This is a genomic window from Blastopirellula marina, assembly GCF_002967765.1.
GTDB classification, from domain to species: Bacteria; Planctomycetota; Planctomycetia; order Pirellulales; family Pirellulaceae; genus Bremerella; species Bremerella marina_A.
The window spans coordinates 997772-1024308 of the sequence record NZ_PUHY01000012.1; the positions used below are offsets into that span (position 1 = coordinate 997772).

General features: G+C 54.1%; 19 protein-coding genes. 6 read left to right on the forward strand and 13 right to left on the reverse strand.

The window, feature by feature from the left end; genetic code table 11:
- The first annotated feature begins 7 nt into the window (after positions 1–7).
- Positions 8–925 carry a DNA-methyltransferase gene (locus C5Y83_RS20590; protein ID WP_105331620.1) on the forward strand — a complete coding sequence of 306 codons (918 nt, stop codon included), beginning with the start codon at positions 8–10 and terminating at the stop codon, positions 923–925.
- A 40-nt stretch (positions 926–965) separates the two neighbouring features.
- On the opposite strand, the gene C5Y83_RS20595 is transcribed toward C5Y83_RS20590, so the two are convergent.
- From C5Y83_RS20595 to C5Y83_RS20605, 3 genes are all read right to left on the reverse strand, one after another.
- On the reverse strand, positions 966–2090 hold the full coding sequence (locus tag C5Y83_RS20595) for a sialidase family protein (RefSeq protein ID WP_105331621.1): 1125 nt from the start codon (positions 2088–2090) through the stop codon (positions 966–968).
- A gap of 256 nt (positions 2091–2346) precedes the next feature.
- Entirely contained in the window at positions 2347–3366 is a 1020-nt protein-coding gene (gap, locus tag C5Y83_RS20600) for a type I glyceraldehyde-3-phosphate dehydrogenase (protein WP_105331622.1), read from the reverse strand.
- A gap of 450 nt (positions 3367–3816) precedes the next feature.
- On the reverse strand, positions 3817–4068 hold the full coding sequence (locus C5Y83_RS20605) for a hypothetical protein (RefSeq protein WP_105331623.1): 252 nt from the start codon (positions 4066–4068) through the stop codon (positions 3817–3819).
- Positions 4069–4358: 290 nt separating this feature from the next.
- On the opposite strand from C5Y83_RS20605, the gene C5Y83_RS20610 reads away from it, so the two are divergent.
- A complete protein-coding gene (locus tag C5Y83_RS20610) occupies positions 4359–5927 on the forward strand; it encodes a dicarboxylate/amino acid:cation symporter (RefSeq protein ID WP_105331624.1) in 1569 nt (522 codons plus the stop codon).
- Here C5Y83_RS20610 and C5Y83_RS20615 read toward each other — a convergent pair.
- From C5Y83_RS20615 to C5Y83_RS20630, 4 genes are all read right to left on the reverse strand, one after another.
- Positions 5924–7141, reverse strand: coding sequence for a GspE/PulE family protein (locus C5Y83_RS20615; protein ID WP_105331938.1), 1218 nt, complete (start codon positions 7139–7141; stop codon positions 5924–5926). The genes C5Y83_RS20610 and C5Y83_RS20615 overlap by 4 nt on opposite strands.
- A 94-nt stretch (positions 7142–7235) precedes the next feature.
- Positions 7236–8036, reverse strand: coding sequence for an undecaprenyl-diphosphate phosphatase (locus C5Y83_RS20620; protein ID WP_105331625.1), 801 nt, complete (start codon positions 8034–8036; stop codon positions 7236–7238).
- A 145-nt stretch (positions 8037–8181) separates the two neighbouring features.
- A complete protein-coding gene (locus C5Y83_RS20625; protein ID WP_105331626.1) occupies positions 8182–11190 on the reverse strand; it encodes a hypothetical protein in 3009 nt (1002 codons plus the stop codon).
- Between the two features lie 37 nt (positions 11191–11227).
- Entirely contained in the window at positions 11228–11740 is a 513-nt protein-coding gene (locus C5Y83_RS20630; RefSeq protein ID WP_105331627.1) for an RNA polymerase sigma factor, read from the reverse strand.
- Between the two features lie 243 nt (positions 11741–11983).
- Here C5Y83_RS20630 and C5Y83_RS20635 point away from each other — a divergent pair, with 243 nt between their 5' ends.
- Entirely contained in the window at positions 11984–12613 is a 630-nt protein-coding gene (locus C5Y83_RS20635; RefSeq protein ID WP_105331628.1) for a sigma-70 family RNA polymerase sigma factor, read from the forward strand.
- 21 nt (positions 12614–12634) lie between these two features.
- Positions 12635–14323, forward strand: coding sequence for a serine/threonine-protein kinase (locus C5Y83_RS20640; RefSeq protein ID WP_105331629.1), 1689 nt, complete (start codon positions 12635–12637; stop codon positions 14321–14323).
- On the opposite strand, the gene hemP is transcribed toward C5Y83_RS20640, so the two are convergent.
- The 6 genes from hemP to C5Y83_RS20670 form a co-directional block, all read right to left on the reverse strand.
- Positions 14307–14507, reverse strand: a complete 201-nt coding sequence (gene hemP, locus C5Y83_RS20645) for a hemin uptake protein HemP (RefSeq protein WP_105331630.1) — start codon at positions 14505–14507, stop codon at positions 14307–14309. The genes C5Y83_RS20640 and hemP overlap by 17 nt on opposite strands.
- A 639-nt stretch (positions 14508–15146) precedes the next feature.
- Complete coding sequence (locus C5Y83_RS20650; protein ID WP_105331631.1) at positions 15147–15902, reverse strand: DUF695 domain-containing protein; 756 nt, start codon at positions 15900–15902, stop codon at positions 15147–15149.
- A 57-nt stretch (positions 15903–15959) separates the two neighbouring features.
- Positions 15960–18227 (reverse strand): glutamine amidotransferase, encoded by a 2268-nt coding sequence (locus C5Y83_RS20655; RefSeq protein ID WP_105331632.1) that lies wholly within the window; start codon positions 18225–18227, stop codon positions 15960–15962.
- A 30-nt stretch (positions 18228–18257) separates the two neighbouring features.
- The gene (locus C5Y83_RS20660; RefSeq protein ID WP_105331633.1) at positions 18258–20600 is read right to left on the reverse strand and encodes a BatA domain-containing protein; all 2343 of its coding nucleotides are present in this window, start codon (positions 20598–20600) and stop codon (positions 18258–18260) included.
- Positions 20601–20603: 3 nt separating this feature from the next.
- Entirely contained in the window at positions 20604–21500 is an 897-nt protein-coding gene (locus tag C5Y83_RS20665; protein WP_105331634.1) for a DUF58 domain-containing protein, read from the reverse strand.
- The gene (locus C5Y83_RS20670; RefSeq protein ID WP_105331939.1) at positions 21497–22453 is read right to left on the reverse strand and encodes an AAA family ATPase; all 957 of its coding nucleotides are present in this window, start codon (positions 22451–22453) and stop codon (positions 21497–21499) included. Before C5Y83_RS20670 ends, C5Y83_RS20665 begins: the two co-directional genes overlap by 4 nt.
- 389 nt (positions 22454–22842) lie before the next feature.
- Between C5Y83_RS20670 and C5Y83_RS20675 the strand changes: the two genes are divergently transcribed.
- On the forward strand, positions 22843–25206 hold the full coding sequence (locus C5Y83_RS20675) for a DUF4159 domain-containing protein (RefSeq protein ID WP_158262431.1): 2364 nt from the start codon (positions 22843–22845) through the stop codon (positions 25204–25206).
- Positions 25207–25502: 296 nt separating this feature from the next.
- A complete protein-coding gene (locus C5Y83_RS20680) occupies positions 25503–26531 on the forward strand; it encodes a DUF1559 domain-containing protein (RefSeq protein ID WP_105331636.1) in 1029 nt (342 codons plus the stop codon).
- Positions 26532–26537 lie beyond the last annotated feature (6 nt).

Consider the following 26537-nt stretch of genomic DNA (forward strand, 5'->3'; position numbering starts at 1 on the left):
GAACGATATGCCAAGGAAGGTCGAAAGCAAAGCTACACCAGGCTTTGAGCTGAACACCGTCTACCACGGCCACGCACGCGACGTGTTAGCGACGTTCCCCAACGAGGTCGTCGATTGCGTGGTGACCAGTCCTCCTTACTTCCAGCAGCGCAACTACGACGGCGACGATCAGATCGGCCAAGAGAAAACGCCAGACGAGTATGTCACCAGTCTCGTTGAAGTCTTCCGCGAGGTTCGTCGCACCTTGAAAGAGACCGGCGCCCTGTGGCTGGTGTTGGGAGATAAGTACGTTGACGGCGACCTGCTAGGCTTGCCGTGGCAAGTTGCTCTCGCGCTGCGGACCGACGGCTGGAAGCTCCGAAGTGATGTGATTTGGCATAAGCCCAACGCCATGCCCAGCAGCGTGAAGACCCGGCCGACAACCGATCACGAGTACATCTTTCTGCTGGTGAAGAACAACCAGTACTTCTACGACGCTGATGCCATTCGCGAGCCGCACGTTACCTTCAGCGAAAACAGCAAAATGAAAGGTGGCCGTAATCATTTCCACCGCCGGGGCAGTACGCCGGAGGCGGGTAAGAACGGTGGCAACAGCAACCTGCACGATGCCCGCTGGGATCAGGCCTTTCATCCCAAGGGACGCAACAAGCGGACGGTCTGGTCGATTCCCCTCTCGAAGTTCCGCGATGCTCACTTCGCGGTATTTCCAGAGAGCTTAGTCGAGACTTGCATCAATGCGACTTGCCCGGAAGAGGGGGTGGTCCTCGATCCGTTCCTTGGAAGCGGCACGACCGCGTTGCTCGCCAAGCGATTGGGCCGCAAATACTTGGGGATTGATCAATCGGCCAAGTACACCGAAATGGCGCGCAGCCGTTTAGCGGAAGCTAGGGCCGATCAGTTGAGCTTGCCAGGACTTGAAGGCTAGTCTGTGTGCAGCGGAAATCTCAGCCGAAACTCGCGGAAGGCTATTTGCCAGGAACCTTCAGTCGTGCAGGGTCAAGCACCACATGCTTGATCGTCTCGCGACGGTACGTGTACGTGATGTGTACTTTGCCGTCCGAGGTTTGAATGACCGCCGGGTACGAATATTCGCCTGGTTGGCGTTCAAGTGTAAGCACGGGGTGCCAAGTGTGGCCATCCTTCGAGATCGCAACGTTCAACATGTTTCGGCCAGCAGGGAACTCGGACTGCTTGATCGTGTGGTTATAGACGAGAAGCTGCGTACCGTCTTTCAGCGTAACAGCATCCGTACCGGAGTTCGGGTTTGGCAGATCGGTCGCGCTCAGCGCACTCCAGGTCTTGCCACCATCTTCCGACCAGGCCGAGGCCACGACGTTCTCGCGAGTGCGGCAGACGATCTGCATTTTGCCGTCACCATAAGTTAAAATGCTGGGCTGGATGGCGTTGAACAGCTTAGCGTCATTGATTGGGCCAATCACCTCCCAGGTTTGTCCGAAGTCTTTGGTTGCCTCGAAGTGTACCCGCCACCCTTTATGTTCCGTACTGGAGGGGCAGACGATTGTTCCATCTTCGAGTTGGATCGGTTTGTTCTTCACCGGGCCAATCAAGTGACCGATCGCTTCGTCTTCGCCTAAGCGTTTTGGTTCGCTCCAAGTTATCCCGCCATCTGTTGAGGTGATTAGCATGCCCCACCAGCGACTCGGACTAGGGCCAACCTTGTAGAACAGCATCAGCGGGCCTTCCTTCGGCTGGAAGAGCACCGGATTCCAAGTGGGATAACGAACGTCTTTCGATTCCTCGCCGTGAGCAACTTCAATCGGCGTTGACCAGCCATTGCCTGTGTTTCGCGAGATCCAAATGCCAACGTCCGGATTGTTTTCGTGGGTGCCCCCAAACCAAGCCGCCACGAGACCTTCTGGAGTCTCGACAATTGTCGAAGCGTGACTGTTCTTAGTCGGACGGTTATCGGCTGAGAAAATATCTTCCGCACTCACAAACGCAGGCGTATCGTTACCAACGACCTTGGGCAGGCGAACGTTCGGTGAATCAGCTGCCAAGCATGCCCCGGTATACCCCAGCACGCTAGCAACGAGGCCGATCAGGCCAACGGTTCTTCTCTTCAGTTTCATAGCGATCGTGGTGAGTTGTCAGGTGCAACCCGGCTCGAACAGGGAAGGTGGGAAGTCGATTGAGCAAGTCGTGAGTAACTCAATGTTCCGACATTCGGCGATCCGTGTCAAAGTGAATCGTTCAGGTAAAATCTATGCGATCCATTTCTCTCTTAAAAATTTACATTCTGAAAGCTATCGCGCACGAAAAAACCCTCGGACACGTGGTATGTATCCGAGGGTTTCGATGTTTTCTCAATGGCCGAAGCCGGGGCGATTAGAGGGCGCCCAACTTCTTGACCAGGTCAGCCGTTCGAGCCGAGTAACCAGCTTCGTTATCGTACCACGAAACGACCTTGACCAGCTTGCCGCTGATGACCGCGGTGAACGGAGCAGCGAAGATCGAGCTGTGTGGGTCGCCGATGATGTCGGACGAGACGATTGGGTCTTCGGTGTAAGCCAAGATGCCCTTCATTGGACCTTCCGCGGCTGCCTTGACGGCGGCGTTGATCTCTTCGACGGTCGCTTCCTTTGCCAGGTTGGCGGTCAGGTCGACGACGCTACCGGTTGGAACTGGAACACGCATGGCGATACCAGTCAACTTGCCCTTCAATTCCGGAATGGCCAAAGCAACGGCTTTAGCAGCACCGGTCGAGGTTGGGATGATGTTCTGAGCGGCAGCACGAGCACGGTAAGGGTCTTTGTGCGGCAGATCCAGAACGTTCTGGTCGTTGGTGTAAGCGTGAATAGTGGTCATCAAGCCGTTTTCGATACCGAACGTGTCGTTCAGCACCTTGGCGACGGGAGCCAAGCAGTTGGTCGTGCAGCTGGCGTTCGAGACAGTGGTCATCGCGGCGGTCAGCTGATCGTCGTTCACACCCAAAACACAGGTCAGATCGGGGGCGTCCTTGGCTGGGGCCGACAGGACGACCTTGCGGGCACCAGCGTCGAGATGCGAGTCATAACCTGGCTTCGAGTCGGTCTTCTTGCCAGTGAAAACGCCGGTGCTTTCGATCACCACGTCCACACCCAGGTCACCCCAAGGGAGGTTGGCTGGATTGCGTTCTTCGAGAACCTTAATTTTCTTGCCGTTGACGGTCAGGCCTTCGCTGTCGAATTCGACCGTGCCTGGGAAGCGGCGGTGCGTGCTGTCGTACTTCAGCAGCGTCGCGAGCATTTCGTTGTCGGTCAGGTCGTTGATCGCGACAACTTCGAACTCCTCAGGACGAGAAATCATGTTGCGGAAGGTGAGTCGACCGATGCGTCCAAAACCGTTGATTGCAACCTTTACTGCCACGGTACGTATTCTCCTGAGGGGGTAATGCGTTGAGCGGCGATCGATTCGCCGCAGTGATTCGTTGTTATTTGCGTCCCATGGGGACATGCCAAGCGGGGCGTTTTCTCGGCAACACTCACACGCCGTGGGGCGTGTCCCGGCAGGCAAGACTTCCGTGCCTAGAACTGCGAGGTTAGCGCCAAGCGAATTTATCGATGCTTGCGTCGCTTTCCTAGAGAAGGCGATTATACGACCCCTTAATTTGATGCACAAGCGGCATAAGGGAATGCCCGTGGAAGTCGGCGTGTTACTCCGTAAGGGGTTTCATTGCCCCGATATGCACAGCGCAGCGGACGCTAGGGCTCCACAGTACGGAGTCTCCGAACTGCTTCACGGAAAGTTTATGCCGAGACGGCTTCTCACAGTGTTGTCAGCACAATCAACGGGAGCCCTGCCAGCGGATATCCGGGCTTATCGAGCTAGGGCCGTTGGATGATTATGCGAGTTGCCGGAGGCGGGCGATTTGTCGGCCGAGGATGAGTCGCTTAAAGAGAGGGATTCGAGGTTATCTTGACCCAGCCCCAGAAAGCGATGAACACCATACATCACCGCAGCGACGGCACACCAAGCAGCAGGATAAGCCAAAATCCCGGGGCCGAGCACGATTGAGCCGAGCAGGCACCATAGGACAACAATGGAGCTTAGTAGGGTAACTAATTTCATCGCGATTCATCTCCTTGGCCGTTGCGTGACCATTCCACTCCTCGGAATGTTTGCTATGTCACTTGTGGAAAATAAATCCACGTTAGTGGGGTTCTATGGCAATTATATGCACAGAGTAGGTTTCGGAGCTACACAAACTTAGTCTGCAAAAAGGAAGCCGTACGGGGATCGTTAAAGTGATTAGCCCGAATTCCTGCCATTTTGGGGAGTAAATGGCTGGGTTAAGCTACTTGCGGTCGGTTATCCTAGGCGGACACTCAGCTAAGACGCGGCCACCTAGGAGGAACCTGATGACCGAAACCGACCAGCCAGCCCAACACGACAACAGCGTGCAAGGCCTGATCCTTATTCTTCTGGGTATCTTTCTGGGCGTTCTGCTCGGGCTGTTCTACGGCAAGACGATGTGGCAAGCCTCGGAAGGGCCTGAGAAGCTGCAGACTCGGCTTGAGCAAACCATCGAACAGAAAGAGAAAGATGCAACGCGCTTTCGGAAACAGGCGGAAGAAGCCCAAGATCCCCAAGAGCAACAGCGGCTGAATCAAGAGGCCGGTCGACTGGAGGGGCACATTCCGATGATCGAGAATCGGCTCGATCGTTTGAAAAAAGAGATCCAGGTTATCGATGCCGACAAGGCAGCCGGAAAATATGGGTTGGCCCAAACGGTTTGGATCTTCTGCGAATTCTGTGGTGACCTCTTCCTACAAGTGCTCAAACTGTTGGTGATTCCCTTAGTGGTAACCAGCATGATCAGTGGCATCACCTCGCTGGGCGATATTCGCAAGATGGGACGTGTTGGTCTCTCGACCATCATTTATTACTTCAGCACCGGGGCAATCGCCGTATTCATCGGTATTGTCCTGGTGGTCATCATCCAACCAGGGATCTCCGCTGACGATACGTTCGCCTACCGAACTGACACGGTCGAGGCGAAAGAGGGACAGACAACCATGGAGGTCTTCCTTGACGTATTCCGCGGTCGCAAGGGGGATCCGGGTAGCGGCATGTTTCCGTCGAATCTGTTTGAGGCGGCGACCAATACCAACGTTTTGGCACTTATTGTGTTTGCCATCGTGTTTGGCGGAGCACTGACAACGCTGGGTGAGGAAGGGATGCTTGTAATTCGCTTCTTCAATGTCTGTAACGAAGCGGTCATGAAGATGGTCCACTTGGTGATGCTGTTTGCGCCGATCGGGATCTTCGGATTGGTCTCGGCCAATATCGCTAAGAACGGTGGTGGGGCTGGCTTCCTCGAGCAATTACATGCGATTGGCTGGTACGTGGCAACGGTTGTTGTTGGCCTACTGATTCATGCGATCGTGCTCGGTACCCTTCTGTGGACATTGGGTAAACGGAACCCTTTCATTTACACGTTCAATTTGCTGCGAGCTTTGCTGACATCGGTGAGCACAGCCAGCAGTGCCGCGACTCTGCCGGTTACCATGGAATGTGTGGAAGAAAACAACGGTGTCTCGAATCGAGCGGCGTCGTTTGTTTTGCCATTAGGGGCAACGATCAATATGGATGGAACGGCACTTTATGAAGCGGTCGCCGTGATCTTTATCGCACAAACACTAGGGATCGATCTCAACATGGCTGACCTAGTGATCGTCTTCTTAACCGCGTCACTCGCAGCGGTTGGTGCGGCAGGTATTCCAGAGGCCGGCTTGGTGACAATGGTGATCGTGCTGCAAGCGGTTGGTTTGCCGATGACTGGTATCGGTACGATTTTGGCCATCGACTGGTTCCTTGATCGCCTGCGTACAACGGTGAACGTCTACGGCGATGCATGTGGGGCTGGCATTATTGATACGATGGTCGTGCAGAAGCAAGCAGCGACGCCAGCCGCTGTGACAGACTAATCGTCTTTGTGCTGCGAGGGATCGTCGCGGAAACCAAGCACGCGGCGAATTTCGGCCGGGCTAGTGACGCCAGAGGAAAGAAGTTCTTCCGCTTCTGGCCATCGGGTCTGCATCCCGGCGCGGACGGCCCAGTCTTCGATCTGAGCGGAAGTTGCCGCGTCTAAGGCCAGCTTGGCCAGGCGATGCTTATGTGGGACAAGCCACTCAGCCAAAAGAGTTCGACCAAGATAGCCGGTGCCACGGCAGTCGGGGCAGCCGGCTGGTTGCTTCATTCCCAGAATCTGAAAGCCAAAGCGGTTGTCGTTATCGCATGCGACCGCACAGTGGCAAAGCTTGCGAACCAAACGCTGGTGCAGCACGCCTAATAGACCGCTTTGAATCATGTAGGGAGGAATTCCCATATCGATCAGGCGGCGGACGCTTTCTGCCGCACTACCACTATGAAACGTACTGAGAACCAACTGCCCGGTCAGGCTGGCCTGCATGGCTGTCTCAGCCGTCTCGGGATCGCGGATTTCCCCAACGAGGATGACTTCCGGATCTTGCCGCATGAGGCTTCGCAGGCCAGCCGCAAAATCGAAAGTTGTATTGGGGCGAATATTGCTTTGCGAAATACCAGGGATCTCGGATTCGATCGGATCTTCCAGTGTGACGATACTGCGTGCTCCTTCGCCCTGCGCATTAATATGCCGCAAGCAAGCATACGCGGTCGTCGATTTTCCACTACCAGCCGGGCCGGCGACTAAGATCATTCCAGACGATTCACTTAGCAGTCCTATCAGATCGTGTGAAATCACCGGGGGCAGTCGGAGATCACCCAACTGTTGCAGTTCGACTTGCTGCCACAAAATTCGGATGACAACACGCTCACCATGCAAGGCAGGAAAAGTGCTCACACGCACCTCTTGCCCGAACGACATTTCACCGACGCGACCTTCTTGCGGGATATCGGTTCGATAGGTCAACAGCCCTGCCATGATCTTGAGCCGTGCTGCGATGTCCGTTTTCTGGCCGTGCTTTACCATGCCAAGCCGTTGCAGTACGCCATCGATCCGAACCTTAACCAGAAAACCCTCAGCAGTTGGCTGCAGGTGAACGTCACTAGCCTGAAGCTTGACTGCGCCGTCGAGTAAAGTGTCGACAACCTTCTCGGCATACGTTTCTGCGGAAACATCGTGGCTGAGCAGACGTTGGTGAAGTTCTGAAAGTTGCATGAGCGTAATGCGTGGGTGGCAGCATCGGGGCAAAGCCGCATTCACCGAAAGAATCCGAATGGCGATCAATGCGGCAAATGCATGGAGGATTCGTTTATCCTATCGTCGTCTGCCAAATGATGACAAACAAGCCGACGGCGAAACACCACCAAGCGAACCAGTGTAGTCGTCCACGTTGGACCATCTTCAAGAGCAAGACGAGGGAGGCCCAGCCAACAGCAAAGCTAACCACGGCGCCTAACAGCAAGAGCCAAGCGGGCATCCCGCCTTCTGACTCGCCTGATTCTCCCAGCTTCTTGGCCGTCTCCAAGGTGATAGCCCCCAAGATCGCAGGTACGGCCATTAAGAATGAAAACGTCGCCGCGCCTTCGCGTGAAAGGCCCAACGCTTGCCCGCTACAAATGGTGGAACCACTACGTGAAATACCCGGCAAAATGGCCATGGCCTGTGCGCAGCCAATCCACCAGGCCTGCCACCAGGAAGTCTCAGCGTACGATTCCTCCGTCTGGTTTAACTTCTGTGAAAGCAAGAGAATCGCCCCGGTGAATAGCAGGCAAACGCCAGCCACCAAAGGAGATTCGAGCATCGCATCAGCATCTGTTACTTTCAGCAAGATTGCCGCAATCACCGCTGGGATGGTCGCGATAGCCAAGAGAAACAAAATTCGCCAATCCTTGGTCAATGCTTCATAAAGTTGCTTGCGATAGACAACCAAGATCGAGCCAAGCGTGCCCGCGTGCAACACGATGTTCAGTTCGATCAAGTCAAATGTTTCTGCGTCGGCACCTAGCAGTGTGGCCAGTACGACCAAGTGACCCGATGAACTGATCGGCAGGAACTCAGCAATTCCTTGCACAACAGCAAGCAGAATGATCTGCCAGACAGGTAGTTCCACGTAAGTAATTTCCCAAATCGAGAGCGAAGCGACACTGTAGTTTCCGCCGTGCTCGAAGCCAAGGCATGTAGCACGAAGGGGAAATGTTACGACGATTCGGGGAAGATGGGGTTAAGGCCCGAAGAATCGTTAGAACCAGCAAGGTTCAGTTTGCTGGAGATGCCGGTTCGGCGTCAGGCGGCGAAACGACTTCGACATATCGTACCACCGTTCCCAAGCGACCTGAACCATGGGCGTCGATTACCAAGCGATAACGGCCTGGCTGCTGTGGTAGCGTGACCGGGAGGCTTACTTCGCCGCTCGTATTCGTTGAAAGGCGGGGCAGCCATAGAATTGGTTCTTGCGTCTGTTCTTTCGCGTTGGCCTGTTTTCCCATGCCGCTAGAGGCCATGCTGCGTGGTGCGAATGGGGTTGGCGATGGCGAGGCTACTTCCGGTACGATTGCATCCATCGGGGCAGTCTCGGCCGCTGGTTGGGGGGCAGCGCCACCGTAGCCGCCGAGTTCCCGTGGACTGGGAGCATTAGCTGATCGCATGCCTGCTCCTCCGGCGGCACGTGAACGGTTTGTGCTTTCGACGCCAGGAGCCATCATCGGAACGGCTGGCTGGTTGGTGACCGCCGGACCGGTACGAAGTTTGACTTGCGAGTTTGATTCCGAACGCTGCATCTGCATTTCGGCGTCAGTTTGCATCTCCGCGTCGGCGGCAGAGTCGGAATCGTCCTGCAGCTTGGAGAAACTTTCGAGCGTTTCCTCTTGAGCACTCTTGGCTTCTTCGCTTACAGCAACTTGATCGGTCAAGCTTCCTGGAGAGGACTGCATGTTCGTCAGCAGTAGGTTGGCTGAGAACATTCCCCATAGGATAGAGCCCAAAGCAACAAGTAAACCGGGAGCCCACACACCGATGCGTCGTCGTCCTTGAACCACGGCTAAACCGAGTAAGCAAATCGCGAGAATGCCACCACCGCCAATCAGCATCCAGCTTGAGGTTTCGCGAACTTCGTCCATGCGAGATTGCAACTGCTGCTTGATAACAGCGAGAGCCTGTTGGTATTTCGATTGGATCGATTGACGATTGCTTCGCCGAACGACTGGAGTTGGGCTCGACTCGGATGGGGAGGTGGAGAGGTTCTGTTGGGCCAACTCGAGGGATGCCTCCGGGACCGATGGAACGGCATCCCGACGCCAATCGGAAAGCACTAAGACCTGGTCGAAGAAATCTCGATCTTGTTCAAGCTGCCGAACATCATCTGGCAGTTCAGCGGCAGTCGGAGGAAGAACGATCCGTTGATTCAGTAGGAAATCGCCTTCCAAACCTAGTGGTTGGCTTACCGGATTCGCGACTTCTGGCATGCGTTCCATCTGCACACCAAGCGTTGCTTGAGCTGGATTATTGTATTCGTTCTTCACCGAAACGTGTAAATCGAGTTGATCGCCGGGGGAGGCAGTGGTTGGCAACCCTTGGACGTCAACGGCATAGCGATGAACGGGAATGCGATAGATGATGCGTTCGGCGAGAAGCTCGGGCTTCTGCTGAGTTTCACCCGCGTCATCGAAATTTAGGCTGTACAACTGCACCCGCTGAGCACCGGTCGCTTCGGCTGGCAAGTTCAACTTCACTGGCTGCGTGATCGGTGCATTCACACCGACATCCCACACGTTGTGACCGATCGTTGAATAATCGTCACCCGCCACGAGTGCCATCGTGGTATTGGGAATCGCCACGCGAACATCGACTTCGAGAGGTTCGTTGGCGAACGCAACACCGTTGTTGACTTGTAGCGTTGCAGGAAGCTTCTTCGCGACAAACGATTGCTTGGCGACAGGACCCTGTTGTTCTTCGACGACTTCGACGGTGTACTGTTCCGCTTGCGTGGGAACGAAGCGAAACTCACCAAATTCGACCTTGGCTTTTTCCTGTTGTTGCTGAAGTGCCGGGACCTGGGCTGGCGTGTTGGCTGAGCTTACTTGCGTTCTAGCGGGTGGCATGTCTTCCAGGACCACTTGATTCGAGAAGTACAAACGATTCTCGACACCAGCGACCAAAGTGCCACCTTCCGGTTTGGCAGCAAGCCGAGCACGAGCTTGCCCAGCCGTGTTTGTTCTCGCGTAGCCATAACCTTGCGTCTGTCCGGCAAATGCGGGAGCATTTTGGCGGTCGGCTACCACCGACAATTCCCGTTGCTGGAAGTTGTTCTGCAACTCAGCACTTTCAATTGTCAGTTCGACGTTGTCCGCGGGTTGATCTGCGGGAATGGTCATGCGACCTTGGGCAACCCCTTTTAGTGTCGACCGCTCGGCACTGGCTATCTTGTTCAGCGTACCGTTGTTTTGCATGGACCAGAGGAAGTCGACATTAGCCGAACGGTCTTGCTGGTTTTGCGGGTCGAGCACAACCGCCCGGAAATTGACCGTTTCGCCTGGCTGAGCGAATTCTCGGTCGGTCTGCAAAACGGCAACGGGCTTCGGTGGGGCCGCTTTGACATCGAGCCCCAAGGTGCTTTTCACCTCGCCGCGATGGGCGATCACCTCCAACTTGGCAGCACTCGAGACTTCATCGGCCGGGATCTGGCAAACGACTTGACCATCCTTCGCTTCGGTCAGCCCGTAATAGACCGTCTCGTTCGCGGGTGATTTGAACCAATATTCAACTTTCGCATCGACGGGTTCGTTGTCGGCGTTCTCGACCGAAACAAAGAACTCGTTCCGTACCTCGGTCGCCATAAGCGAGGGGCCGGTGATCGATAGCGAGAGGTAATCGTCAGCCAGCCCTTTCGTCTGTTGCTGGAAAGCTACCGTTTGCTGTTGTTCCGTGAAGGTCAGCTTGGGGTAGGCTAGGGCGGCTACTAGCAGGCAAGCCGCGAGCGCTGAGATCACTTGCAGGGTACGTGTAGCCCAGTTCGTGCCGGCAACCGACTTGGGCATCGGCTGATCGGGTTCGCCTGCTTTGCGTTTCCATTCGCTGTAGTTCGGCGGCTGAGTTGAAACCTTGGTGACCTCGGCCAAAAGTTCCGTCCGTTCCTTAAGCTCGGCATAGTCCCGCGCCAGCTCGCCATCGGAACTGATGCGCGCGACCAACTCCGCGGACTCTTCGTCCGAGAGTAAGCCGTAGATCAGTTCCAGCATCTGCTGCTGGAGTAGTTCGCGGTCGTCCATAGCTCGTTCAGTTCTGCCTAAATGATTCCTGGTGAAATTATAAAGGATTCTTCCGTGGGGTTTCGGCTGGGGCTAGGTGTTGTCTCAGGTTGGCCAAGGCCATACGCATGCGTGTTTTGACGGTGCCCAAAGGGATGGAAAGTGCTTCGGCGATCGCTTCGTACGTAAGGTCTCCATTCTGACGAAGCAGGAATACTTCCCGTTCTTCGTCACGGAGCTGCGATACGGCAATCCGTAAGTGTTCCATCTGTTCCGACCTTTGAGCATGGTGGGCTGGCGTAGCTTCGCCGCTGGGTACCGAATGTTCTTCGTCTCCCAACGCTTGTCGCTTACGCCGCCAGGCGGTCATCCGCATATCACGGCCGGTATTCACGGCAATGCGAAAGATCCATGCCCGGACATTTTCAATTTCGGGTAGTTGTTCTCGGTTGCGCCAACATTTGATAAACGTCTCTTGTAGGGCATCGTGAGCATCTTCCATATTGCCTAACAAATGGTACAGCGTGCCCAATAGTTCCCCATGAAGGCCCGAAAAATGGGTCTCCAGCATTTGCCCTCCATTTTCTGGAGGGGGGGTACAGCTTGCGCGACGCGGATGCTCCACAATGGGCCCTTACGCAAAGATAGACGAGGTGGTCGACTAAAACGATTCAGTCTAAGCATCGATTTTTTAGCAGAATGAGTGCGATTTAACACCAGATTGGCCGGTTTTATGGGTTAGCGACGAAAAGGAACCCCTGGAAATCGCGGGATCGGCTTGTTTGGCACCCCTCTGTATCAGAATAATATTTATATGTGGCCTGAGACCGACAAGACGCAGCAATTACTCGAAGGTGCCCGAAACGGGGACACTTCGGCCCGTGATGCCCTTCTACAGCGGCATCGAGACTCGCTTCGACGGATGATCGAAATGCGACTGGATCGTCGTATCCAGCAGCGTGTCGACGCCAGCGACATCGTCCAGGAGGTGCTCGTCGATGCCAATCGACGGCTAGTCGACTACTTGGAAAATCCGAAAATGCCGTTTCATCTTTGGCTCCGACATATGGCCAAAGATCGCATTATCGACGCCCATCGTCGTCATCGGGTTAGCGGAAAGCGAAGTGTCGACCGCGAGCAAAACATGAATGTTGGTTTTAATATGGACCAATCTTCGGTTGATCTGGCGGCCCAGCTTTGTGATCAGAACGCGACGCCCGGGGCAGCTGCTACCATGCAGGAATTGCACGTTCGCTTTCAGGCCGCGATTGAGGAGCTGGAAGATCAAGATCGCGAGGTGGTGATCATGAGACACTTCGAACAACTCTCGAATCAGGATGTTGCTGCGGCGCTTGATCTGACACCGGCAGCGGCCAGTATGCGGTACTTGCGTGCGATTCGCCGTCTGCGATCCTTACTGGGACCAACGGCTAACGACGAGTAGTTCTCTCTTGCAAGGTTCGGCATGCCTCTAGACCCCGATCAGCTTGACCAGCAACTGGCCGAATTGCTCGACGATTTGACCCTTCGTGCCCAGCGGGGCGAAATGGTTGACCTAGATGTGGTGGCTTCTCAGCATCCGCATCTGGCGACGGAGCTACGAGAAGTATGGGGGGCCGTCATGTTGGCTGATGCGGTCGCGTTCAACATCTCGGTGACGAAGCCGAGTGCCAGTGACGAGGAACTTCCCGAAAAGCTCTCGCAGTTGAAGCTGCCACTGAAATTCGGCGACTACGAGCTGCTGGAAGAAATCGGCCGCGGTGGTATGGGAGTGGTCTATCGCGCACGTCAGATCAGTTTGAACCGCATCGTTGCCGTGAAGATGATCCTCAAAGCGCAATTAGCTTCTGAGGACGAGCTGAGTCGTTTTCTTGCGGAAGCGGAGTCGGCTGCTCGCTTGAGCCATCCTGGCATCGTGCCCGTCTATGAAGTGGGGCAACGGGATGGTCGATACTACTTCAGCATGAAGTACATCGAGGGGGAAACGTTGGCCGAACGTCTCGCTCGCGGGCCTATGCCTTCCAAGGAAATCGCTTACATGATGCGGACTGTTTCCAGTGCGGTGCACGAGGCGCATCAACACGGGATTCTGCACCGCGATTTGAAGCCGTCTAACATCTTGATCGATCGAAGCGGCGCACCGGTCGTAACCGATTTTGGTTTGGCGAAGCAGGTCACCGGCGACGTGGAAAGTATTACGCGAAGTGGTGCGATTCTAGGGACTCCAGCTTACATGGCTCCCGAACAGGCCAGTGGCGATCGTGGTGCTGTCGGGCCGGCGAGTGATGTGTACGGCTTGGGAACCATCCTTTTTGCGATGCTGACAGGCCAGCCTCCTTTTCAAGGGAAGCAACCGGTAGATGTGCTCCTGAAGGTTCTCGAGCAAGATCCGCCTTTCCCACATCAAGTCAATCCGCGTGTCGATCGTGACTTGGAAATGATCGCGCTGCGCTGCATGCAGAAACCGATCGATCTGCGATATCGTGACGCTCAGTCGCTTTGCAATGACTTCGATGCCTATTTGAACGACGAAGCAATCTCAGCACGCAGCGGCCAGTTTCTGCAAGTGTTCTCACGTTTGTTTCGTGAAACGCACAATGCCCATGTGTTAGAGAATTGGGGCGTGCTTTGGATGTGGCATAGTTTGGTGCTGCTGATTTGTTGCGTCGTGACTCAGATTCTTGAATGGAACCACGACGAGGTACGCTGGCATTACATCTTGATCTGGACCGTGATCTCGGGAATCTGGGCTGCTTTTTTCTGGTATATGCGCAGAAGGATGGGGCCGGTGACCTTTGTCGAACGCCAGGTCGCGCATGTTTGGGGATCTGGACTGATTGGCGTGGCGTGCCTATTTCCCATTGAATGGATGTTGGGGCTTAAAGCGCTTGAACTTTCACCACTTCTGGCGATCATCAGCGGGATGATCTTCTTAGTGAAAGGGGGTATCTTGACCGGCTGGTTTTATTTCCAGGCCTTAGCCCTTTTCCTATGCAGCATCCCCATGGCGCTGTGGCCAGATGCGGCACACCTGATTTTTGGCGTGGTGGCCGCAGGCAGTTTCTTCATCCCTGGGCTGCAATACTATCGGCAGCGGTTACGCACCCGGAGCGAAATGGGGAAGATTGCCGCCCCCTCTACTTTTGTAGAATGAGCTTGCCCGACTTGGTCTCGCACAGTCGATAGATCGAATCGCCGTGCTGGATCCAGATTTCTTTCTCGCCTGCCAAGATTTCTTCGGAGGCGATGGTTCGTTTGTGAAGCGGTGCCGCACAATTCTCCTCGGCGGCCTGGGACGACGATGTCGAGGCTTGAGGATGGTCGTGAGAGGTATTCATACGAGGACTTCTCGATGCTTTCAGATTCAAGCGGAAGCTGAGTAAAAGTCGCTGATGTCCGTTGACACTGGCTAACACTCTGATAGGTTATAGCGATATTGATACTCGGTATCAACCTGTAAGCTTGAAAAAGCACTTGGTTGCTCTGGAATTGAGATCAAGCGTGCCAGCCGGTCGCCGCCAGCCAGCTTTCGTACCACCCAATTTGTCCCAGCGTTCCTTCTATCGGGGGGGTATTATCTGGCATGCGTTCTATACAATTTTGCGGTTACGCGACCATGTCGTGGTGGTGGACAGCCATTCGAATGGTGTCGCTTTTTACCAAGCGGGCATTTCGCTTTTCGAGTCAAAATCCTGTCGAGGCGAGTGTTCTTCTGGTACTCGGGATGGCCACGATGCTCCTCGCCGTCGCGTGGCTTTAGGTTGTCATCTTTGCCTCAGTCCCGTTTAACTCTCATCGTTCGCAGAGGTGTTTCAAGCCGAAAATCAGACAACGATCGACACAGTAATATCGATCTCAAAGAGTCTCTCCAGCGAATGCCGCGTGTGGATCTTTTGTCGCAGAAAGATCCACCGCGGTCTTTTGGTGGTTGGCTCGACCAAGGACGCTTTGGGCTTGAGCGTCCAAGTGCTGCGTGATCAATCTTTCTCGACGGAAGTTTCCCAGCCTTCGTACTTGCCTTCTAACGCGTTGGCCAATTTCAGTAGCTCGTTTGTGACGTCGTTGATTGAATTCCAGTCGACGTAATCAGTACGCTCAAAACGGACGCAATACGGATATGGGGCTTCTAGCGTTTCAGTTGTAAGCTCGTGATTAGGTTGAAAGCCTCGCTGGCGAATCGCGTCGATAAACTTGGCTCGTGAAAGTTCGCCGGTGAAGTGAGCCCAATGGAAGACGAGCCGTTCCTTCTCAAGCTTGTCCCCTTCGTCACTCAGTAATTGCACGACCTGACGGTTCTTCATTATTTGCAGATCGTAGGCCGTTGGGTACATAAACTTCAGATAATGTTCCCATTGCGGGTCTTGCTTGGAATCGCACGCCCAATGATGCGTCCCAATCGATGTCATCACCTGCTCGACATTTTCTTGGAAACCTCGTGCCGACCGAGCGTAGAAATAGAGTTCGCGTCGTCCTTCGCGTGCGACACAACCAACATGCAGAGCACGGACTTCGCTGCTAATCGCGTCGGTCAAAGCATCTTCGATCGCATGGATCGATTCGTATTCGTCGTCGGTGATCATGCCGTGACCGTCAGGGGAATTCAGCTTGATCCATACCGAGAGAAGACAGTGACGATCCGAGTCAGGGGCCTTGTTGGCGATACCAATATCAAGCAGTACCGAGACGAACTGATGATTGATCGTGGTGAAGTAGACATCCCAATTGTCTGACATACCGCAGTCCCTACGAACGTGAAACAAAAGAGTCTGTGTCGCCAATATATCGGGTGATTACACCATGCTCCAACGTTTTCGTAGATACCATTCCCAGCCGAGAAGACCCACAATTAAGATCAGGTTTATCCAACTATCGCGATTCGACTCAGGCCAGGTCCACTTCGTTTGCACTTCGATCTCGGTTTCCGGTGGACGGTTCTTGATCTCGTCGAGAAGTTGTGGAAGTTCTTCTGGAGTCCAAGTTCGTCCACCGTATTCCTGGGTGATTGCCGACAAAGCGGAAAGCTGCGAAGGTCTAGCCGATGGGTCGGCGAGTTCCAAATCTTGATCGAAAACAAAGAAGCGGCCTTGGCCAGTACCAACTGTCGTACCCTCTTGGCTGGCGGTCACCTCAATGGTGTAGTCCCCTGTGGTTTCGCCCGCATCGAAGCTACCTTCGATCACGTTCTCGCCTGGCAAAGTGCGCAGCGGCGTACGGCTGCCGTCTGGGCCGATCAGGAAGGTCTCGAACGTGACGTTACGAAGCGGATCACCGCTTTGTGAATTGGCACCAGCGGTGAATCGTATTGGTGCCCCTGGGACAAATCTTCGCTGCCCAAGCTGCACCCAGACATCACGAGTCTCGAGGCCATCCTTTTTAGCGAGCCACAGGATAATCTGTCGCCAGAAGCGTTTGTGAATCGCTTCCTTACCAGCGAATCCCCATTGCCAAGTGCTGTCTGCGAGGAAAGCCAACGTACGACCGAGTCCATATTCGCCGGCAACCAACAGGGGATCATCGTTTTGCGATTCAAAAATGATCATGCCACGTGGCTTGGGCCTGACAATTTTGTTCGCTCCCTTCAAACTCGGCACGACATCCAATGCTGGGCTGCTGTCGGCATCGGTGCCAAGTGAAGAAAGGAAATGATTTTGCGAGGCGACGATCTGTAGTGGGCCTTGGATATGCATATCCGTGCGAATCTCAGCGCCGAGATCTTGTCGATCGAAACGACTCATCTCAACCGGTAAGACCTTCTGCAAAATCGTCGTTTGGTAGCCGCCAGCTCCAAACGAGTTGAAGCCGCCCAGCATGATCAACCCTTTTCCATCCTCAACTTCCTTGGCAATCGCGTCGAGCGTTCCCTCAGTGAGGGCGGACGAGTCGAGATCGCCAATGATGAAGACATCGTACTTCTCCGCTTGGAGATCTTCGGTCAAGTCAATTGGCCATGCATCGCGGCGACGGCGATCAATCCAGCGGAAATCGAGTTCCATATCGGCGGACGAAGCAACAACGCGGCGGATTCCCATTTGTTCTGGGCGATCAACCGTGCGTCCTTCGAGATATAGGATTTTGAGGCCGCCATCTAGAACATTCAGGTATGCGCTCAGGCTGTTGTTCTTCGTGACAAGCTCACCATCCTGATCAGGGACGACAACGCTCAGCTTGTACTGGCCGGCGGTTTGGGGCACGAACTGAAACGAGACGTCGACTACCTCTTGTACGTTAGGTGTCGAAGCATCCTTCGTTTCGACGATCGTCTTCTGACCCTTCGCGTCTTCCAAGACCAACTGTACGGGAATCGGAAGATTCGCCATTCCTTGCACGCGAATGGAAGTCTTCACGGTGAGCTCGTTCTTTACGAACACCGTGTAGTGATCGGAGAGCGTTTCAACCGCCACATCACGGGCCTGCGCGGGATCGATGGCTTTGCCATAAGGAACCGTGTGCAGAGGAGTTTCCAATCGTGCTAAGTCGCGGGCCGCTTGCTGCATTTCAACCTGAGGTGTGTAGACTCGCTGAGCTCCATCCGACAAAAGCAGCACGCCAGCGATCTTCTTGCCGATATTCTGTTGCATCACGGTCGCGAGCGACGAGCCAATATCGGTGAAGCGGCCATCGGGTTGATCAGGAAAAGGAAATCGACCATTGGTGAAGTCGAGCCGCTTTGCTTCCTCATCGAACTGATACACGGCAACTTCGAGGTTTTCGCCCAGACCAGAAAGTTGCGGCTCGAGACTCTTGAGCGTTTGTTTCTGCGCTTCCCAGCGGGTTGTCCCGTCACCGGCATCGGGAACCGTCATGCTTCGACTCGAGTCGAAGAGCAAAATCAATAGCGAGGCCTGGGTTTCCTTTACCGAGCGAACCCAAGTCGGTCGTAAGAGTGTCAACGCAATTAGGAAGATGATCGCGAAACGAATTCCGGTCAGAGCCCAGTGTCGTTTGGTCGTCAGTCCCTGAAACTGTGGGCGAATTCCCAACAGCGCAACCAACGCGAAGACCAATATCCCCACTAGGAAATAGCTCTCGCCCAAAGGTTGCAGGTACCAGTACGACATGATGCTTCGCGACGATCCGACGCGCGGATGCTAAGTAGTTTCCACTTGTTGACGATAAAAACGATTGGCCATGATGTGCTCCAAGGCAAACACGATCACGACGATCAGCATAAGCCAGGGAAATAGCGGTACGCCGAGGCGAGCTTTGCCTTGCTCGCGTACAATCTGCTCTTGTTGCCGAGCTAAGCGATAACGTCCTTCGCCTAGGACTTCATCGAGTTCTGTTTCCGAAAGCTTTTCCATTCGTGTGGCAAACGGCGGTAAGTTAACGCTAAAACCTGAAGATTTCCCGCCACCCAAGGGACGAATTCGATAAGTGCCTAAACTGCTGGTAAAAGGAATGGTGATCGTTCCGTTGTCCGGGATCACTTCTTGAGGATCAATTCCGTTGGGTGTGAACAGAAGATGCGTGGCGGTCTCGTTGTCTTTCGATGTTTGAAGCGTTGCAACATCGCCAGCGACATAATTGAAGTGCTGATCCCCCATCTGTACGGCGTATTTTGCCATTTGATTCACCAACACAAAGAATGGCCAGGACTGAAAACCGGTGAGCAGTGTGTTCCAGGCATCCTCCTTCGAATCAGAGATCGATGACGTAAACGTAAGCACGACACCTTTGCCAATTCGCTGTTCGATGAGTGCAGCGACTCCATTCTTGTAGGGGACAACCGTATTGGTTCCTTCCTTCATATCAGTCAGCGACCAATGTCGGTCGACGCGAAAGTCGCTCCAAGGAACGGAGGTGCCGATGTCTCGGAATGGGGCGAGGATCGAGTGCTGGTATTCGCGAGGATCCAAGTACCAAAGTCGGTCGCCCGCACGCCACTGACGTGCCAGCTTGCCTGGTAAGACCGTTTGGGCGGCTTCGGTGTTGAATGCTTCTTTGACAGCCGATCGCCCCAAGAACATCATCAAGCCGCCACCCCGCGTAACGAAGCGAGAGAGGGCCTGCCACGTGGTGTCGGACATCGGGCTAGGATCGAGTAAGACGACCGCTTGGTGCCCTTCCATCTTCGCTGGTGTGAGCTCGCTTTGCTTGATGACATCGATCTTGAATGGAGCTGGGTAACCAGGCGGTGCCAGGGCGTTAACTAAATCGCGACTGTTTGCATTGGCGGACTCAACCACCAACAGTGACCAGGGTAGTCGTGCTTCAATGGTAAACCACCGCTTGTTATCGGCCTCCAAACCATCGTCGCCAACCAGATCGATCCAGCCATGGTGCGTCCCCGCGGTTAAGCCAGGTAACCTAAACATGACACTTCGTGGCTGGCCATCGACCAGCTCAATCGTTTGACGATTGCGCCGGGTTGCCGTAGGGGTGATTAACTCTCCATTCTCGACAATCGGAAGTTTGTCATCGGGCGTTTCAATGAACAGTTCGATTGTCTTTGGTTCGTTGGAGCCGTCCGAGACAATTTCGGCTTGGAGTGTGACGTCGTTGTTTTCCGGAATCACTTCGGCTGACATCACCAAATCGCTGATCGCGACATTCCTAATTTCGTCGGCACCAACATCGATTACGTACAGAGGAATATCGGGTTGTTCGGCGAGCTTGGCCTTCAAACGCTGAGCGTCCTCTTTGTTCCAAGCCGGGGCAGCGAGATCGGTTAGAATGTAGATTTCTTTTCGAGCTAGTTCATTCGTGTCGAGCATGTCGAGTGCGCTTTCGGCCAGCTCGATCAGCGACTTGCCGCCCACAGCGATCTCTAGTCGCTGAATTGCCTGGCGTGCCGCACCCCGATCTGGCGCAAAGATGGCGGACCGTGCTCTTTGATCGAGGACGGCCATTTCGCTGTCCTCCGGGAGCTGCGAAGTAAGCCATGTGCCGAGCTCTTGTGCTTTCTCCAGGCGTGTTTGATTTTGAAAGCGATACAGCATCCGAGGTGAAGTATCACAAATAATCACCGCCGCAACGGGAGCCTCTTGTTCGCCAACGATTGGGCCACTACTACTGCCGAGGGCCATCACCGCTGTGACAATCGCGCCGACTCCGACGAGCGAAGTCAGCGCGGTGAGGATGTAAGCCAAGGTTCGATTGGTACCGGCAAGCCAAGCCGCTGCCGTTACGAATGCGCCAATCAAGAGGATCAAACCCAACGATCCGGAGAGAACCCACTTCCCCAAAGCTGCCGAAGCAACGCCAGGACGGGCCAATGCGGCGACTAGCAACAGCACAGCCAGACAGCGTAAAGCCAACAAGACCCAATGTTTCAATTGCAAGCGACGCGTGTTTTGCACGCTGCGCTGTCGCACAAAACGGAGGGCAGGGAACTCCAATTGTTTCGGCTGCTGCCGCATCACCAAGTGCAAGATGATGGGCACGGCGACGAGCAGGCCTCCTAGCAGCAGGCCGACGTTGGCAAACTGCATCGGTTAAAACCTTGATTGGCGATTGATGAGATACTCGGTGAGGGCCTTGTCGAACTGCATGCTGGTGTCGAGCGCAACGTAGTCGACGCCAGCTTGAACGCAGTCTTGGCGATACTTGTCGCGGTAAGCGTTGATCTCTTTCTGGTAGTCTTGGCGATAGTTGTTCGCGTCGACTTTCATCTTCTCTTTCGTTTCCGGATCTTCCAGTTCCACCATCCCGTCGAATGGAAACGTAACTTCCGCTTCATCCAAAATGTGAAACAGGATCACATCGTGATCGCGATGTCTCAGTTGATAGACGGCTCGCATCACTTCATCGGGCTCGGCGAGAAGATCCGAAAAGATCATCACCACGCTGCGATGTTTCAACATGGCAGCTAGTTGCGAGAGGCTGTGGGCGATATCGGTTTCGCCGGTTGGCTTCAAATTGGCCAGCAGGGATAAAACATCGCCGAGTTGCTTCCGCTTCGATTTCGGAGGGAGACTTGCGCGGATTTTCGTATCGAATGTGACAAGCCCCACAGGGTCTTGCTGATGGACCATCAGGTAGCAGAGTGCGGCAGCCAGCGAGATGGCATAGTCGAACTTCGTCATCTCTTGCCGATAGGTGTATGCCATCGAGCGGCTGAGGTCCATCACCAGGTAACCCGTGATGTTCGTTTCTGCTTCAAACTTCTTGATGTAGTAGCGATCGGTCTTCGCATAGACCAGCCAGTCGATATCTTTCGGGTCATCACCATGCTCGTAACGGCGATGTTCACTGAATTCGACTGAGAAGCCGTGATAGGGACTCGCGTGTAATCCTTGCAGAAATCCTTTGACGACGAACTGAGCGCGCAAGTCGAGCCGTGAGATCTGGCGGATCACCTCAGGCTTCAAATAACTTTCGGCAGTGGTCAACGTTCGAACTTTTCGATCTTGGGTTCTGGGATTTCAGCCAACAGCTTCGTGATCACATCGACGTTTGTCATTCCTTCCGCTTGGGCTTGGAAGTTGGTGCCGATACGATGCCGCAGCACGGGGATGGCGATCTTTTTGACATCTTCGATCGCAACCGAGAAACGGCCTTCCATCGCGGCGATTGCCTTACCGCCGTTAATCAGGTTTTGTCCAGCACGTGGACCAGCGCCCCAATCGACTAGTTCTTTAACGAACTGCGGTGCTTCACTGTCACGTGGGCGGGTTGCACGAACCAAACGGGCGACGTACTTAATGACGTACTCGCTGACGGCGACCGATTGGACCAATTTCTGGATGTTGAGAATGGCTCGGCTGCTGAAAACTTTGCGAACTTCGACTTTCTCTTGCCGGGTTGTCGCCATCAAAATCTTTTCTTCTTCATCGAGCGTAGGGTAGTCGATGATGATATTGAACATGAAACGATCGAGCTGGGCTTCTGGTAGTGGATAGGTGCCTTCCTGCTCGATCGGGTTTTGCGTGGCAATGGTGAAGAAAGGGTCAGGCAATTCCATCGTATCTCGCCCGACGGTGACTTCATGTTCTTGCATCGCTTGCAGCAACGCGGCTTGGGTCTTAGGAGGCGTTCGGTTGATTTCGTCCGCCAGCAGAATGTTGGTAAAGACAGGGCCTTCGACGAAGCGGAAGTTACGGCGACCTTGTTCGTCTTCTTCCAGCACGTTGGTACCAGTGATGTCGGAAGGCATCAAGTCCGGAGTGAACTGAACACGTTTGAACTGCATATCGAGGACTTTAGCCAGTGTGCTGACCATTAACGTCTTCGCCAGACCAGGCACCCCTTCCAGGAGGCAGTGCCCCCGAGTAAAAATGGCCGCGAATAGTTGCTCGATTACTTCGTCTTGACCAACGATCACCTTCTGCAACTCTTGTTGCATGACGATGCGTTGCTGCTTGAACTCTTGGAGAACTTCGCCCAGGTTTCTGGTTTTGCCCACGATAGACGCCTTGTCTTGGCTCGGAATCGTCGATGTTGATAAGGGATTCGCTTCAGCGGGACATTTGCCTGCTCTTTGCTTCCCTTTTTCGGTATCGCACCGAAGGAAGCAACAAACAGAAAGTCCCCTACGAACTTATTCGTCGGATAATTGTAAGTTACGCAAGGTGAATGGGTTGGTTCTCTTCAAACAAATCCCGCAAACGTTGCCAAGTGATTGTAGGAACGTACTGCAAGGGAAACAACGCAGGCACATTTTCCTTGTGGCATTCCGACGCAAACCTAAGATGTAGAAAGCGAATGCGACGTGTCCTTGGGGAGAGTTTGGGTTTGACCCCACTTCGAATCACTAGCTGCTGTAGTCTGATTGTAGCGATCTTGCTGATTGTGCCCTCGGTACGGGCGCAAGCAGTTGCCGCGCGCGGTGGCGTAACGCCCCAAGACGTACGCGAATCGATGGAAAAGGCGGTTCGCTATCTCAAGAGCCAACAGAAACAGGACGGAAGCTGGCCAGATTACGCAGAGTTTGAGGCCGGCGTTACGTCGCTGGTCACCTTGGCACTTCTCGAAGCGGGTGTTCCTAAGGACGATCCAACAATCCAAAAGGCGATGACCTCGCTCCGCAGTGCACGGCCAGACAAAACTTACGCCTTGTCGCTGCAAACGATGGTTCTCTGTGCCGTCGATCCACAGACCGATCTTCAGCTAATTAAAGCCAACGCTGCTAAGCTTGAGAGCTTTCAGATTACAACGGGCGAGCGTACCGGATTGTGGTCGTACAGTGCGCCACGTGGCGGTGGAGCAGGGGGCGATAATAGTAACAGCCAATTCGCCCTGTTGGCCCTTGATGAAGCTGCCGAACATGGTGCCTCCGTCAGCGAGCAGACTTGGCGTCGGGCATTTCTACGCTGGAATACGATGCAGAACGGCAGTGGGTCGTGGGGGTATTTGCCTAATTCCCCCGGAACCGGCAGTATGACCTGTGCCGGCATTACCTCGATGCTGATCACCACGAAACGTCTCGAGCAGGGGGACGCCGAAATCAACGGCGACCAAGTCAATTGCTGCTTACCTTTGAAACAGGATTCAAAGGTCGACAAGGGATTCGATTGGCTGGCTCGTAACATGACGATGCGAACTAACCCGTCGGAAGGGGGCGGGGGTGGAAATTCGCTACTCTATTATCTGTATGGGATCGAACGTGTTGGACGCTTGAGCGGCCGGCGGTTTATCGGGACCCATGATTGGTACCGTGAAGGAGCGGAACTGCTGGTCTCTTGGCAAGATTCGCTTGATGGAACGTGGCGTGGTACCGGAGTTGTCGAGCAAAGTAATCCGCTCGTTTCGACTAGTTTCGCATTACTATTCTTGGCGAAAGGCCGCCGGCCGGTACTCGTATCGAAGCTTCGCTACACAGCTAATCAGGATTGGAATCCCCATCGGCATGATCTGAACAACTTGAATCGCCACGTCGAAAGTCTCTGGCAGCAGAAAATGACTTGGCAAGTGATCGACTTCGGTGCCGTAAAAAGTGCTGAGGAACTCCTGCAAACGCCAGTCCTGTGGATCAGTGGGAAAGAAGGCTTTCAGATTGAACCTCGCCATGAGGAGCTTTTAAAGCAGTACATCGAAGCTGGTGGGTTTATCTTCGCCGAGGCGGGCTGTGGTGGAGGAAAGTTTGACAAAGACTTCCGCGCGATGCTTAAGCGAATCCTGCCTGAAAGCGACTTCCGATTGCTTCCGCCAGATCATCCCGTTTGGTTTGCTGAGGAGCCGGTCGACCCTGACTACGCGGTTCCCTTGTGGGGGCTGGATGCATGTTGTCGAACCAGCGTGGTTTATACCCCAGAGGATTTGAGTTGCTACTGGGAATTGTTTGGGAGCCGTAGCTTTCTCGATGACCAGTCGATTTCGCAGAAGGTGCGCGACAAGGTCAAAGCGTCGAATGCCATGGGAGCAAACGTGTTGGCCTACGCCACCGGCCGGCAGTTAAAAGATAAGTTGGAACGCGTCGAGCTGACCACGGATAGTGGTGTCAAAGATGAATTAGATCGCAACGTGCTTAAGGTTGCCAAGATTCAGCATCTGGGCGGATCGGATGATGCGCCCGCGGCATTGGCCAACATGTTGCGAGTCGCCGGAGAGCAACTCGATATTCGGTTCTCGGTCGACAAGCCCATGGTCACGCTGAGTGATGATTCGCACCAGTTTTACCCGATTCTATTCATGCACGGTCGACGAGACTTTGGCTTCAATTCCAAACAGCGAGAGAATCTAAAACTATATCTCGAACGAGGCGGGTTTCTGTTTGCGGATTCAATCTGTGCGAGTCCCCAGTTCACAGCAGCGTTTCGTCGCGAACTTGCTGCGATCTTCCCAGATGCCAAGTTAGAGGCGATTCCAATCGATCATCCTATGCTGAGTGCAAATTATGGTGGATTCGACATTACGAAAGTCGTACTGAACGATCCACAAACTCGCTCGGCAGACGGGGGGGGCCTGAAGTCAATTCGCCGAGAAACCACGCCCACGCTAGAGGGGCTATGGATTAACGATCGGCTGGCGGTTGTATTTAGCCCGTACGATATGAGCTGCGCCATGGAGAGCGGAAGTGCCCTGCAGTGCGAGGGTTACATCAAAGAAGACGCGGCTCGAATCGCCACTAATATCTTGCTGTATTCAATGCAGCAATAAAAAAACTCAAAAGTACTGGAAAGTGTCTCAGCGACTTGCTATTCTATTGTGAGTAGACCCGATCTCCCTGTTAGGGGTATTCTTGAGCGGATACAAATCGGACAACCAGCACCCCTGGGTGGCGCCAGGAAAAATAGAAAATGTATTAATTAATCCTAAGTTGGAATATGTTGATTAACCCGTAAGGGTTGGCTACCATTCAAGCCGTGGCACGGTGTCTTCTCTGCCATTGCCGTGCGTGAGCTATCTTTTATCTGTATTCGCTCATCTTTTTGGTTTGAAACGGAAGGGTCTTTATGTCCATTAAGCGACATGGTTTCACTTTGGTGGAATTGCTCGTGGTTATCGCCATCATCGGCGTGCTCATTGCTCTATTATTGCCAGCTGTTCAGCAGGCTCGCGAAGCAGCACGTCGCATGGAATGTACGAACAACTTGAAGCAGTTCGGTCTCGGCATTCACAACTGGCACGATACCTACGGTAAGTTGCCACCGCTGGTTTTGCACTCCGGTCGCGCCAGTATGTTCGTTCAGATCCTGCCCCAAATGGAGCAAGGCAACGTTTACGACATGCTTAATGGTGGCAACCAAGACACGACGAACAAAACCTATCTCGGTCTGCACATGGAGACCAACTGGGACCGTTTGAATCAACGCGAACGCGAATCGTTGGCCAGTATTCCTTTCATGACTTGTCCTTCGCGTCGTACCGGTTCGGAAGCGATTCGCGACAGCGGTACCAGCCGTGGACCACTTGCGGACTACGCCATGGTTGCTATCCGATACGACATTTCGTTGACCAACGATACAACTGATTCCACCGAAGCAGAATGGTGGAACCATCACAACGGTAACGACTCGTACCACGTCAACATGTTGAAGTCAGCCTTCATCGTGGCCAAGCCTGACCTGACTCAATCGGGCGATGCCCAGTTCGAGAAAGCCAAGCCTCGTCACTCGTTCGCTCGGATCACTGACGGTTTGAGCAACACGGCTCTCGTGGGCGAAAAAGACGTGACTGCCAACGAGTTCGGTCGCTGCTGTGGTGGTACCGACAATGCTGACGGTAGCTGGTTGTTCGACGATGGTAGCTGGCGTGAATACAACGCTTCGCGTAACATTCGTCACCGCTTTGGTCGTGGACCAAACGACACCGGCGATCAGACCGACCCTGACCGTGAAGTTGGTTTTGGTAGCTGGCATCCAGGCATCGTTCAGTTCCTCTTGGGTGATGGTTCGGTTACGAACTTGAGCAAGAACACCCCAGAACTGATTCGCCGACAATACGGTCACTGCAGCGACGGTACCGTGATCAGCCGACAGTAGTCTGAA

Excerpts from the sequence above, each read along its gene's own strand:
- C5Y83_RS20590 (WP_105331620.1), top strand. The coding sequence starts at position 8 with ATGCCAAGGAAGGTCGAAAGCAAAGCTACACCAGGCTTTGAGCTGAAC.
- C5Y83_RS20595 (WP_105331621.1), bottom strand. The coding sequence starts at position 2,090 with ATGAAACTGAAGAGAAGAACCGTTGGCCTGATCGGCCTCGTTGCTAGC.
- C5Y83_RS20605 (WP_105331623.1), bottom strand. The coding sequence starts at position 4,068 with ATGAAATTAGTTACCCTACTAAGCTCCATTGTTGTCCTATGGTGCCTG.
- C5Y83_RS20610 (WP_105331624.1), top strand. The coding sequence starts at position 4,359 with ATGACCGAAACCGACCAGCCAGCCCAACACGACAACAGCGTGCAAGGC.
- C5Y83_RS20615 (WP_105331938.1), bottom strand. The coding sequence starts at position 7,141 with ATGCAACTTTCAGAACTTCACCAACGTCTGCTCAGCCACGATGTTTCC.
- C5Y83_RS20625 (WP_105331626.1), bottom strand. The coding sequence starts at position 11,190 with ATGGACGACCGCGAACTACTCCAGCAGCAGATGCTGGAACTGATCTAC.
- C5Y83_RS20630 (WP_105331627.1), bottom strand. The coding sequence starts at position 11,740 with ATGCTGGAGACCCATTTTTCGGGCCTTCATGGGGAACTATTGGGCACG.
- C5Y83_RS20635 (WP_105331628.1), top strand. The coding sequence starts at position 11,984 with ATGTGGCCTGAGACCGACAAGACGCAGCAATTACTCGAAGGTGCCCGA.
- C5Y83_RS20640 (WP_105331629.1), top strand. The coding sequence starts at position 12,635 with ATGCCTCTAGACCCCGATCAGCTTGACCAGCAACTGGCCGAATTGCTC.
- hemP (WP_105331630.1), bottom strand. The coding sequence starts at position 14,507 with ATGAATACCTCTCACGACCATCCTCAAGCCTCGACATCGTCGTCCCAG.
- C5Y83_RS20650 (WP_105331631.1), bottom strand. The coding sequence starts at position 15,902 with ATGTCAGACAATTGGGATGTCTACTTCACCACGATCAATCATCAGTTC.
- C5Y83_RS20655 (WP_105331632.1), bottom strand. The coding sequence starts at position 18,227 with ATGTCGTACTGGTACCTGCAACCTTTGGGCGAGAGCTATTTCCTAGTG.
- C5Y83_RS20660 (WP_105331633.1), bottom strand. The coding sequence starts at position 20,600 with ATGCAGTTTGCCAACGTCGGCCTGCTGCTAGGAGGCCTGCTCGTCGCC.
- C5Y83_RS20670 (WP_105331939.1), bottom strand. The coding sequence starts at position 22,453 with ATGCAACAAGAGTTGCAGAAGGTGATCGTTGGTCAAGACGAAGTAATC.
- C5Y83_RS20680 (WP_105331636.1), top strand. The coding sequence starts at position 25,503 with ATGTCCATTAAGCGACATGGTTTCACTTTGGTGGAATTGCTCGTGGTT.